This is a genomic window from Methylophaga sp. UBA4204, assembly GCF_002379485.1.
In the GTDB taxonomy this organism is placed as follows: Bacteria; Pseudomonadota; Gammaproteobacteria; order Nitrosococcales; family Methylophagaceae; genus Methylophaga.
This window is the reverse complement of the sequence record NZ_DFTU01000109.1, coordinates 30,226-42,432: the sequence shown is the minus strand read 5'-3', so window position 1 is coordinate 42,432 and position 12,207 is coordinate 30,226. Positions and strand designations below refer to the sequence as shown.

General features: G+C 44.0%; 13 protein-coding genes. All 13 read right to left on the bottom strand.

Going from position 1 to position 12,207, the window contains the following annotated elements; genetic code table 11:
• Window positions 1-1,810, bottom strand: a 1,810-nt coding sequence (locus B3182_RS16115; protein WP_292753509.1) for a GAF domain-containing protein, incomplete at its 3' end; no start/stop codon positions are given.
• 80 nt (window positions 1,811-1,890) lie between these two features.
• Window positions 1,891-3,765, bottom strand: a complete 1,875-nt coding sequence (locus B3182_RS16110; protein WP_292357167.1) for a methyl-accepting chemotaxis protein — start codon at window positions 3,763-3,765, stop codon at window positions 1,891-1,893.
• 160 nt (window positions 3,766-3,925) lie between these two features.
• Window positions 3,926-4,561 (bottom strand): arylesterase, encoded by a 636-nt coding sequence (locus B3182_RS16105; RefSeq protein ID WP_292357169.1) that lies wholly within the window; start codon window positions 4,559-4,561, stop codon window positions 3,926-3,928.
• The gene (locus B3182_RS16100) at window positions 4,561-5,340 is read right to left on the bottom strand and encodes a TatD family hydrolase (RefSeq protein ID WP_292357715.1); all 780 of its coding nucleotides are present in this window, start codon (window positions 5,338-5,340) and stop codon (window positions 4,561-4,563) included. The genes B3182_RS16105 and B3182_RS16100 overlap by 1 nt, the downstream gene beginning before the upstream one ends.
• A 40-nt stretch (window positions 5,341-5,380) precedes the next feature.
• Window positions 5,381-5,734 (bottom strand): PilZ domain-containing protein, encoded by a 354-nt coding sequence (locus B3182_RS16095; RefSeq protein ID WP_292357171.1) that lies wholly within the window; start codon window positions 5,732-5,734, stop codon window positions 5,381-5,383.
• A 34-nt stretch (window positions 5,735-5,768) separates the two neighbouring features.
• Window positions 5,769-6,731: a DNA polymerase III subunit delta' gene (holB, locus tag B3182_RS16090; protein WP_292357173.1), complete on the bottom strand. Its 963-nt coding sequence runs from the start codon at window positions 6,729-6,731 to the stop codon at window positions 5,769-5,771.
• Window positions 6,731-7,363 (bottom strand): dTMP kinase, encoded by a 633-nt coding sequence (gene tmk / locus B3182_RS16085; RefSeq protein ID WP_292357175.1) that lies wholly within the window; start codon window positions 7,361-7,363, stop codon window positions 6,731-6,733. The genes holB and tmk overlap by 1 nt, the downstream gene beginning before the upstream one ends.
• Window positions 7,360-8,385: an endolytic transglycosylase MltG gene (gene mltG / locus B3182_RS16080; protein WP_292357177.1), complete on the bottom strand. Its 1,026-nt coding sequence runs from the start codon at window positions 8,383-8,385 to the stop codon at window positions 7,360-7,362. The genes tmk and mltG overlap by 4 nt, the downstream gene beginning before the upstream one ends.
• The gene (pabC, locus tag B3182_RS16075; RefSeq protein ID WP_292357179.1) at window positions 8,382-9,212 is read right to left on the bottom strand and encodes an aminodeoxychorismate lyase; all 831 of its coding nucleotides are present in this window, start codon (window positions 9,210-9,212) and stop codon (window positions 8,382-8,384) included. The genes mltG and pabC overlap by 4 nt, the downstream gene beginning before the upstream one ends.
• Before the next feature lie 10 nt (window positions 9,213-9,222).
• Window positions 9,223-10,464, bottom strand: a complete 1,242-nt coding sequence (fabF, locus tag B3182_RS16070) for a beta-ketoacyl-ACP synthase II (protein WP_292357180.1) — start codon at window positions 10,462-10,464, stop codon at window positions 9,223-9,225.
• Between the two features lie 94 nt (window positions 10,465-10,558).
• Window positions 10,559-10,795, bottom strand: coding sequence for an acyl carrier protein (gene acpP / locus B3182_RS16065; protein ID WP_014707198.1), 237 nt, complete (start codon window positions 10,793-10,795; stop codon window positions 10,559-10,561).
• A 138-nt stretch (window positions 10,796-10,933) separates the two neighbouring features.
• Complete coding sequence (gene fabG / locus B3182_RS16060; RefSeq protein WP_292357183.1) at window positions 10,934-11,677, bottom strand: 3-oxoacyl-ACP reductase FabG; 744 nt, start codon at window positions 11,675-11,677, stop codon at window positions 10,934-10,936.
• A partial coding sequence (locus B3182_RS16055) for an ACP S-malonyltransferase (RefSeq protein ID WP_292753506.1) occupies window positions 11,674-12,207 on the bottom strand: 534 nt, incomplete at its 5' end. The genes B3182_RS16055 and fabG, both read right to left, overlap by 4 nt.

Sequence of the window (12,207 nt, the reverse complement as noted above, 5' to 3'; positions counted from 1 at the left end):
CAAGCAGAATATCGCTTATTTCCTGCTGGTTTTGTTCTTTATCATCGGGATGGGTAAGCTGATGAAAATCCAGTTGCGTCAGTTCTTCAGCTGAATACCCCAGCATTTCACAATAAGCTTGATTGCATTCCAGAAAACGGCCGTCTGTTGAGGCAATGGCCACACCGGTAGCCGCATCCTGAAATGCTTGACGAAACCGGCTTTCGCTACGACGAATTCGTTCTTCATTGCGGTGCTTGGCAATGGCAATAGAAATAATTTTTGATATACGCTCGATAGTATCAAGCTGCTCGGGTTCCGGGGTTTTTACCGTGTTGTGATAAATGGCAAAAGTCGCGATAACGTTAAGTTTTTCATCAAATATAGGATGAGACCAGCAAGCCCTTAAATCATAAGCCAATGCAAAGTTGCGATAATTTTCCCACAGAGGATCATTTTCAATATCACATACAATGACTGGCCGTTTAAGAAATGCTGCTGTTCCACATGAGCCCGCAAGCGGGCCTATAGGCTCGCCATGAATGGCATCGTTATAACTGACCGGTAAATTGGGTGCTGAACCATGCAGCAGGCGTTTACCCTCTTCATCAATCAGTAAAATGGAAGCGATGGTATTGGGCAGAATTTCTTCGATCCCCAGTACAATTTGCTCCATAATCTGTTGTAAATCCAGAGAGGAAGCCACGGCTTCAACCATGCTGGATTCCAGTTTTTGTATCATCTCCAGGCGTTTACGTTCAGTGATATCGATAATCATGCCTAAACGACGAACTTCCTGACCACTGGCATTAAATACTGATTTGCCACATTCAAATAACCAGCGAATGCTTGCGTCGTCTTTACGGGTAATTCGATATTCAGCCTCTACTATACCGCTGTTACTGGGTTTTGCCCGTGCTGATTCCAGAGTTTTTATATCTTCTGGCAGAATAAATTGCTGAAAACTCTCTATTGTTCCATCAAATTCTTCAAGCGTTATGCCAAAGAGTTCAGCCGTCTGTTCAGACCAGGTTACTTTGTCATTGAGCAAGTTGATTTCCCAACTTCCCATATGACCTATACGTTGACTTTCATCCATCAAACGCAACATATGATCTATATGACCCATATGTTGACGAATATCTGTCAAATCCAGCACTGTGCCAAATAATTCATTTTTATCAGGCTGCCAGGTGGCACGTTGTCGGATAAACCTTAATTCATTATCAGCCGTTAATATCCGGTGACACACATCAAGACTGTCCTGCTGTTCAATCGCACGATTGAAAGCCCGTGTAACGTCAGCTTTATCATCCGGATGTACCTGCTGTAAGTGACCTCCCAGTGTGGGAGAAAACTCTTCTAATGATTTTGCAAATATTTCAAATGTCTGTTCCCCCCACCACAAATTTGATGTTTCAGGGGTATAGACCCAGTGACCTATAAGCGTTGGAGAAGCCCCGAGGTCTGTAGCCATCCATTGTTGTACCGGACCTGGAAGAATTTCGCTGGATAAGATAACCAGCAATTTGTTGTCATCATCATCCAGAACTAATGTTGCTGGGTAGCGCTGAGCCTCGCTTCTACCAATAAGGGTTAATGGGGAATGAAATGGAGATCGTGGATTGAATGTATTTCTATCTAGTTCTTCAGCAAAAAATGCTTCAAATGGCAAGCCAATAATATCGTTTTCATCAGAAGCTTCGATTAACCGCAAAGCCTCTGAGTTTGCGGTTAACAGTAAGTTCTCGCGAAAAATAAAGACAGCTTGGTTGTGCTGGTTCATTAGCACGGTTAACAGATAATCATGAGCCCCAGAGTTATTACTCAATTTTTCACCCACTTCTAATAGTTAAGGCCAACTCTGTTTACCAAGATATACCAGAGTTGGCCTGACCGGCTAGTGAAATATTAAATTTTGAACTGACTGATTTGTGTTTCCAGTCCATTCGCCAGTCTGGCCAATTCCTGACTGGTTAACGTGGTTTGATTGGTACTTTCAGCATTTTCCTCAGCCACTTGAGCGATACTGACAATATTTCGGTTTATCTCTTCAGCAACGGCTGACTGTTCCTCTGCCGCACTGGCAATATGGGTATTCATATCACGAATCGAGGCAACTGATTCGGCTATAACATCCAAAGATTGGCCCGCTTTCTCTGCTTTTTCAACACTACGGCTAGCCTGCTCAAGCTCTTCATCCATTACCTGAACCGATTTTTCGGCTTCTTTTTGCAGTCGTTCGATTATTTTTTTAATTTCTTCTGTTGAGTCGTGGCTACGTTTAGCGAGTGTTCTGACTTCATCGGCCACCACAGCAAAACCTCTACCTGACTCACCAGCTCTGGCGGCTTCAATCGCGGCATTTAAAGCCAATAAATTGGTTTGTTCGGCAATCCCTTGAATGACAGTAAGTACACTACCAATATTTTCGCTTTCTTTTTGTAAATCCTTGATCGATACTGCCCCCATTTCCACCTGTTTCGCCAGTTGCTTGATTCCGTCAATTGCATCCATCACCACTTGTTTTCCGGCTTTGGTTTCGTTATCTGCTGTACGCGAAGCATCAGCAGCCTGCGAAGCATAACGTGCCACTTCCTGGACTGTGGCCGCCATTTCATTCATTGCTGTGGCAACCTGTTCACTATCGCTTTGCTGGCTCATTACACCACGACTTGTTTGCCCGGTAATGACGGTTAACTCTTCAGCAGCCACGTTGAGCTGTCTGGACGAATCAAAGACTTCTTGAATCAGGTTACTGAAAACGCCCATCATCTGATTAAAAACATGTGCCATCTGCACTATTTCATCTTTACCCTCTATATCTGCGCGCTCTGTGAGATCTTTATTTTGTTGTGCCCGTTTCATCACTTCAGCCAGCAAATTGATGGGATTCACTACACTACGACTGATGAATCTGGATAATAGAACCAAGATGGCTAAAATCAACACAATTGAAATAATAGCCGTAATAAAAATGGATCTTTCGTGTGCCAGAACTTCATCAGTTATTTGTTCCGATGTGGTATGAAGTAAGTCCTGTATTTGATAGACAATCGATCGCATTTCACCCATCCGACCTAAATCTTCGTTAAAACCAAATTGTTGTTCAGCATTGACCAGCTGAGTAAAGTCATCGCTGTACTTCATCATCAAATCTGATATCTGCCGTTGCTCAAAGTCACTTAAATAGCTTTGCTGCAAATTTTGATAAAAAACGCTGAGGTTATTATTAAAGGTTTCGAAGTAGCTCACATCTCTACGCAACATAAAATCTTTTTCATTACGGCGTAACATCAGCATATCTTTCAATAAAGCATCATTTTGAAAATTGCCAAGCATCTTTTCAGCTTCCTGAACTGAGCTACGGAGATTGCCGTAAAGTCCATCTTTATGACTGAGTCCGATAGTCTGCCGTAAAGCGACTATCTCGTTAAATGCCGTATGATATTGTTCGATTAAGGTAAGCAGTTGTGGAATCTGTTTAATCTGAATATTTTCAGATTGCAGTTCAGCATTCAACTGAGAGAGTTGCTGTGTTAATAAGCTGATATTGTCATTAAAAACAGTTTGATATTTCAGATCCCGTCGTTCCAGGAAGTCTTTTTCATTTATTCGTAAGTTTCGCATTGTGGTTTCAGCCTGAAGACTCAATGCGGCTGACTGTCCAATTTGTACAAGTGAATGCATGCCAAGGCTAAGTATTACTGCCAGGATGATAATCCCGACAACCATAAGGCTACTTAAAAGCAACATTTTTGCTTTGACGGATAATGACTTCAACATGCTGGCTCCAGGGGCTGACGGGATTATTTCCTAATAATTCCTGTATCGTCTTCCCATGGTAAAACTTTAAAAAATCACATTAAATAAAGCAGCCAATTGAATCAGTGTCTGTTGAACATTCATAGCCGCCTCTGTTGTGGCTTTGAAAGATCAACAGACCCTAGCGACTAATTGCACCAGAATCAATGAGTAAACGATGTATTGATTGCGCGAATTGTTGATAGCCAAGCGCATTCGGGTGCACATGATCAGCCTTTAATGATGAATCAATTAACACCTCACTGAGAATAGTCGGCTCGACGGGTATACCTTTTGATTCAGCAATATCAAGATAAAGTGGTAATGGTGCTAAATTGAGACCCAACGCAGGTACGGCAATTAATATTACCTGCGAACCTGAAGCGATTATCTCATCCACCATCGTTTGAAGGTTTGCTTGTAGTTGCGTTCGACTCTGCTTACGCAATAGATCATTACCACCATGGCACAACACAACCAGATCAGGTTTGGTTTCTTCAAGAAGTTTTGCTAAACGCTTTTTACCATCACTGCTGACTTCACCGGGTACACCTGCATTGATCACTTTGCGGTTAGTCATTTCAGCAAGCAAGGCGGGATAACTCTGTTCTGGCGCAGCACCGGTTCCAAAGGTCAGACTGTCACCAAAAGCCAGGATCACGCCATCCTGGCTAAGCGGTTTTAGTTTGGCAGAAGGCTGATCACAACCTGAAAGTGTAGAAATTCCAATACAAACAATTAAAAAATATTTAAACGCAGCGACGAAATTTCTATTCATCAAGCAGCCAGTCTGGCAGAGGGAAACAAACGGTAAAAATTTTCGGTGGTCACTGCAGCAATCTCTTCTATTGACTCACCCCTTAATTCAGCCAGGAAAGCGGCGACATGTTTAACATATGCTGGCTGATTGGTTTTACCACGATGAGGAACCGGTGCCAGATAAGGAGCATCGGTTTCAATCAGAATACGATCCAGAGGCAGTTTTTGAGCAACCTCCTGTAACTCACGGGCACTTTTAAATGTCACGATACCGGATAACGAGATATAAAAACCAATATCCAAAGCACGTTTTGCCGTTTCCCAGTTTTCGGTAAAACAATGAATAATGCCGCCTGCATCTTTGGCATTCTCATTTTCCAGCATTGTCATGGTATCTTCACGTGCTTCACGGGTATGAATGATCAATGGTTTTTTAGTCTGTCGGGCGGCTTCAATATGGTAACTGAAACGATCCCGTTGCCAGCCCAAATCACCTTCGCTACGAAAATAATCCAAACCAGTTTCGCCAATAGCTATTACTTTTGGATGGTTAGCCAGTTCAATCAATTGTTCCGTACTGAGTGTGCCAGCTTGATCCACATTGGGGTGAATTCCTACACTGGCTGTGAGCTGAGGATACTGCTCAGCAAGTTGACGAACTTCAGCAATACTGTCGTTATCAATGGCAATACAAAGGATATGTTCAATTTGGTTTTCCCTGGCCTCAGCAACCATTGCGGCAATACCGCCAGGTTGATCAGCCAGTAAATTCAGATGGCAGTGTGAATCAATATACATAAATAACCCGGTTGCTGACGGCATAAGCACCGCCATTTTTTTACATCGTATAGGTGGCTTTATCTGATTTCAATTTATCGACCAGATGGTTTTCGATTTTGCCGCGGACCACATTGGCACCGCCGTCACCTTCACTAAAGTGCACGCCTATGCCCGCAGCCTGATTGCCCTGCGCGCCTCTAGGGGTAATCCAGGCAATAGTGCCGGCAACAGGTATTTTTTCCGGCTCATCCAGTAAGGTCAGCAAAATAAAGACTTCTTCGCCCATTTGATAGGGTTTATTGGTGGGGATAAATAAGCCACCATTCTTCAGAAAAGGCATGAAAGAGTGATACAGCATGTTCTGATCACTTATTTTCAGTGAGAGGATGCCTTTACGTGGATTCATGCTCATATAAAAACTCTTTAATTATTTGCCGGTGACGAGATTAATGATTTGCTGCTTTGGTTTGGGTAATACGCATCACTGAAACCATAAAGTCTTCAATTAACAACGTCTTGTTGTAGTTATTTGAAGATGATATTAGCTTTATTGTACTCACTATGCAATCAGCGATATGCCAGTAATGCTGCGTTAGACTGGCATCAGCATACTCCAAATACTGCTGCTGAAGTCGGGCTTTAACAGTCGATAACAATTGATGCATCACTTTAACCAGATCCAGTTGTTGCCATTGGCTGGCAAGTTGCACGGGATTTGCCTGCTGTTGTATCAATTGATCAAAATCCTGCTGAATCTGTTGATATGACTGCCACTCATTGGTCTCGAGCGCATTGACGATAGCAAAAGGCGCATCCAGCGTTAATGAGGAAATTTTTCGTAACTGATCAGCATCAGTAACAACGCCCTGAGAATCCAGCCATTTTAATGTCATCGAATAATCGGGAGTTGACAGATGCATCTGCTGGCAACGACTGCGAATAGTCACTGGCAGTCGATGTACTGCATTGGTGGTTAAGATTAAAATAGTATTGTTCTGTGGTTCTTCAAGCAGTTTCAATAAACTGTTTGCAGCACTGTTGGTCATTAAATCTGCTGACTCAATTACCACTGTTTTCCAATTTGCAACGCTTGGGGTAAGTGATTGTTTTTCTTTTAGTGCACGAATCTGGTCGATTTTGATCGATTTACCGGCCTCCTCCGAACGAATAGTCAGATGATCCGGATGATTCCCTGCCTGCATTATCTGACAGCTGTGACACACACCACAGGCGTTAAACTGTTTGTCAGCAGCAAGACACAATAAACTCTCAGCCATTTTGCTGGCTAACTGCTTTTTCCCCAGTCCGGAGACACCTGTCAACAAGACAGCATGCGGCATACGCTGTTGCTCTACTCTGTCAACAATATGTTGCCAGACCGTCTGTTGCCATGGGAAAAGCGCTGTCATCAACGTGTTGATTCCAGTAGTGGTAACAGCTGATGTTTGAGTTGTTGCTGAATCGCTTCAATATTCTGGCTGGCATCAATTCGCTTGATCCGCTTCGGTTCTGCCTCAGCACGGGCAAGATAACAATTCCTGACGCGTTCAAAAAACTCCTGTTTTTCCTGCTCAAACCGATCTTTTTGCTGTTTTCGTTGTTCTACCCGGGTTTGACCTAAAGCCACGGGCAAATCAAATAAAAATGTGACATCCGTATTACAGCCTTGCAAGGTCCATTCAGCAAGCTGTTTTATGCGTTGTTCATTAATTCCTCGCCCGCCACCTTGATAGGCAAACGTAGCATCAACAAAACGATCAGAAACAACCCAGTCACCACGTTTTAATGCTGGCAAAATAACCTGTTGGATGTGCTCAGCACGAGCAGCAAACATCAACAACAACTCAGTATCTTCAGCCATCGCCTGATCAGTTGGCTTGAGTAACACCTCACGGATTTCTTCGCCCAAAGGGGTGCCACCTGGCTCGCGGGTCACTACAACCTGTTTACCGTGTGAGCGAATATAATCAGCAATAAACTGCAGTTGGGTCGATTTACCGGCACCTTCAATGCCTTCGATACTGATAAATTTTCCATTCATTGTGTTATCTGCTTGTTTTTCCAATATTTTCTAACAGCTCGATTATGGTCCTCCAGATTGTCCGAGAAAACATGACCACCGTTTTCCGCACCGGCAACAAAATACAGGCTGCTGCCTTCAGCTGGATTTATTGCAGCCTCAATGGATTCTTTACTGGGCAAACAGATTGGTGTTGGAGGCAAACCAAATCGGGTATAGGTATTGTAAGGCGTATCCGTTTGCAGATCTTTTTTACGGATATTGCCATCGTAACTGTCACCCATGCCATAAATAACAGTCGGATCAGTCTGCAAACGCATGCCTTTATCCAGACGGCGAACGAAGACACCGGCAATTTCAGGGCGCTCTTCGGGTACGGCACTCTCTTTTTCGATAATGGACGCCATGATCAGTACTTCATATGCAGAGTCATAAGGTAGCTCTTCTGTCATCAGCTGCCAGGCATTCTCCAGCTGAACCTGCATATTCTGGTAGGCACGCCTTAAAAACTGGACATCAGTTGTATTGGCAGGAAAATGGTATGTCTCAGGTAAAAATAAACCTTCAACCCGTTCATTTTCTATAGATAACGCTTCACGAACTGTTTCATTGTTCAATTCGGGCAATGTCTTTTTAATTTTTGGGTGCCCCAGCACTTTTTCAAATAGCTGCTTGGCTGTCATGCCTTCCACGATGGTTATGGAGTATTGGACAACTTTGCCACTGATAAAGAGATTTAATAAATCCGGTAAAGTGGCGTCAGATTCAACCCGATATTCACCGGCCTTTATCTGCTGCGCATTGCCTTGCATTCGAGCATAAATATCCAGATAAACACTGGGGACCGGGCTCAAACCACTATCGTATAGACGCTGGCTGACTTTACTGATGTTATCACCTGGATAAATAGTAAAAATCGTTTCATCTTCTATTAAATTAACCGGCTGATGCAGGAATCGCTGATATTCGCTCCAGGCAACTAACGCGATAATCGCAGCTACTACGACTAAAAAAAGCAGTTTGATATATAAAGGTATTTTCATTCGTTTCTGTTCAGTGAATTTAAAGTGTGCTGCAACGTTTGAGTAATTGGACCATGACTGTAATGCATATCAAGATCAGTAATACGAGTCACTGGCCATATGCCAATCAAACTGTTGCACACAAACACTTCGTCCGCTGACTTGAGATCATCAATGGTCAGCGATGTGATATGCAGGGGTATCGACAATCTGTCAGCAATTTTAATCAGCTGTTGACGCATAATACCAGCGATTCCTGAGTCTGAAAGCTCGGCCGTCGATAATTGGTTGTTATGTACCAGAAACACATTCGACATTGTTCCCTCTATCAATTGATTCTGATAATCAAGCATTAAACCCTCTACGATACTGTCGTCCTGCCATTCATTTCGTGCAAGCACCTGTTCCAGACGATTAAGATGTTTGATTCCAGCCAATGCGGGGTTGATCGCCAAACGCTGTTGACAGAGGCGCACAGTAATGCCGGACTGGTGGGATTCGGGATATTTTGGCATAGCATGCGTGCTGATAATTCGGCTGGTTTGCATATCAGTTTGATAACGATACCCTCGTCCACCGGAACCACGAGTAACCATGATTTTAATAACTGCATCATTATTCAATTGACGACAAACAGTATGGACTTCTCCCGCGAGAGATTGCTGTTGTTCAACAGGAAAGGCAATTTTCAGCCGATGACAGCCTTCAAGCAATCTGGAGAGATGCTGGGCGAAATATTCGAGTTGCCCATTACGATAGGCGATGGTTTCAAACAAACCATCGCCATATTGCAAACCTCGATCTGTAACTTCGATTCTGTTTTCGGGTTGGCCGTTAATCAGAATCATCCGTCACCGACTAATCGAGTTTTTTGAAAATAACAGTACCGTTGGTGCCACCAAAGCCAAATGAATTCGACATGGAAATATCGATAGGCATTTGTCGAGCAGTATGTGGAACATAATCAAGATCACATGCTTCATCCGGGTTATCCAGATTGATGGTGGGTGGTGCAACCTGATCACGAATGGCCAGAATACTGAATACCGCTTCAACACCACCTGCAGCACCTAACAAGTGACCAATCATTGATTTGGTTGAACTGACTGCGACCTGCTCTGAGGCATTGCCAAGAGCGGTTTTAATCGCCTGCGTTTCTGCAACGTCACCTGCAGGGGTAGAAGTACCGTGAGCATTAATATAATGAATATCTTCTGGATTAATGCCAGCATCATTCATTGCATTGACCATACAACGGGCTGCACCCTCGCCACCTTGTGATGGCATGGTCATATGATAAGCATCACTACTCATTCCAGAGCCAATTAATTCGGCATAAATGGTAGCGCCACGTTTTTTGGCGTGTTCATATTCTTCCAGGACAATGACACCAGCACCATCTCCCAATACAAAGCCATCACGATCTTTATCCCACGGACGGCTTGCAGCAAGTGGATCATCATTACGGGTCGACAGAGCACGTGCCGCAGCAAAACCACCTAAACCGGTTTTGGATGTCGCCATCTCAGCACCGCCGGCGATCATCACATCGGCATCGCCATATTGAATCATGCGACCGGCAGCCGAAATACAGTGTGTTCCGGTAGAACATGCCGTGACAATGGCAGTATTTGGCCCTTTCATACCATACATAATCGATAAATTACCGGATATCATATTAATGATGTTACTGGGCACAAAAAATGGTGAAATTTTACGTGGCCCGCCATTTAAAAAGCTGTCATAGCCAGCTTCAATACCTGGTAAGCCACCAATTCCGGAGCCAATAGCCACACCAATACGTTCAGCATTGGCATCGGTCACTTCCAATCCGGCATCTTTAATAGCTTCAACCGCTGCCGCAATTCCGTAATGGATAAAAGTATCCATTTTTTTAGCGTCTTTACGAGAAATAACTGTCTCAACATCAAAGTCTTTGACGCTAGCACCAAAACGAACTGGGAAATCAGTTACATCAAATGATGTAATCGGAGCCACACCACTTTTGCCAGCCAGGATATTCTCCCAGCTTTCTGCTACCGATAAACCGACCGGTGTTACCGCGCCCAGCCCGGTAACCACAACGCGTCTTTTAGACATCAGTTTTCCTCATGCAAATCTTCTCTATAGATACGACATAGCCGTCTAGCATGACCTGCACGCTAGACGGCTACATCTGAAGCAATCTGTAATATTAAGACTGAACAGAATTAATATAAGCGACAGCTTCTTTAACAGTGGTGATCTTTTCAGCTTCTTCGTCAGGAATTTCACATTCAAATGCTTCTTCCAGTGCCATAACCAGCTCTACAGTGTCCAGCGAGTCAGCACCCAGATCATCAATAAATGAAGCATCTGCAGTTACTTCATCGGCATTTACACCTAATTGTTCAACAACAATTTCTTTAACACGAGCTTCAATATCACTCATAACATCTGTTTCCTTTGGTGGTTAAGTACAAACAACGTGCTCGCATTTTATAGTGCGAGCACTGCGGAGACAAGCTGGAAGCCTTGTCCTAAAAATATCTCCACAATAAAAAACCTGAGTCTAAATAGATTCAGGCCCTTAATTCATATACATGCCGCCATTTACGTGCAGCGTTTCGCCAGTAATATATCCTGCTAAAGGACTGGCCAAAAAGCTGACAGCAGCGGCAATTTCTTCTGCTTCTCCGAGGCGTTTAACCGGAACTTGTTCCAGTAATGCGGTTTTATGTGCTTCAGGCAGCCCACTGGTCATATCAGTGTCTATAAAACCGGGAGCAACACTGTTTACCGTAATCCCCCGAGCACCGACTTCACGGGCTAATGACTTGCTGAAACCAATTACACCGGCTTTAGCAGCAGCATAGTTGGTCTGACCGGCATTACCCATTACACCAACAACTGATGTGATATTGATAATGCGACCCCAACGGGCTTTGGTCATAGCACGTATGCAACGTTTGCTTAATTTGAAGATTGGTGTGAGATTAGTGTTGATAATATCGTCCCATTCTTCATCCTTCATCCGCATCAGTAAATTGTCACGGGTGATACCAGCATTGTTGACCAGAATATCCGGCGCGGCGAATTCGGCTTCAATCGCCGTAACAGTCTCATCAATGGCATTTTCCTGCGTCACGTTCAACACCAGACCTTTTCCCTTAATACCGGCTGCCTGCAGGTATTCACTGATGGTAGCAGCCCCCTTTTCTGAGGTGGCAGTACCAATCACGGTGGCACCCTGTTCACCGAGACTTAATGCAATAGCACGGCCGATACCGCGAGTTGCACCAGTCACCAAAGCAACTTTACCTTGTAGGCTCATGATGGTTCTCCTAATACTTCTTGAGTTTTTTGCAATGTAGCCGAATCAAATACCGGTAAGGCCTGTAAGGATTTATCAATACGTTTGGTTAAACCAGCCAGAACTTTACCCGGTCCACATTCAACCAGAATCTCAACGCCCTGGGCAGCAAACCACTCAACAGTTTCTACCCAACGCACAGGATTGTATAACTGTTGTGCCAGTAATTGGCGAATCTGGTCTGGATCAGATGTAGAGGTGACACTGGTATTATGAATCACTGGGATGTTCGGCGTTTGAATAGAGACAGACTCAAGCTCAGCTGATAATTTCTCAGCGGCTGGTCGCATCAACGCACAATGCGAAGGAACGCTCACCGGCAATAACAAGGCGCGTTTGGCGCCTTTTTCCGAAGCCATCATTACGGCTTTATCAACTGCTGATTTACTGCCGGCAATAACTACTTGTCCAGGTGAATTAAAATTCACTGCTTCAACGATTCCGGCATCACTCGCCTGCTCACAGACAGCTTTTACAGTGTCATCATCAAT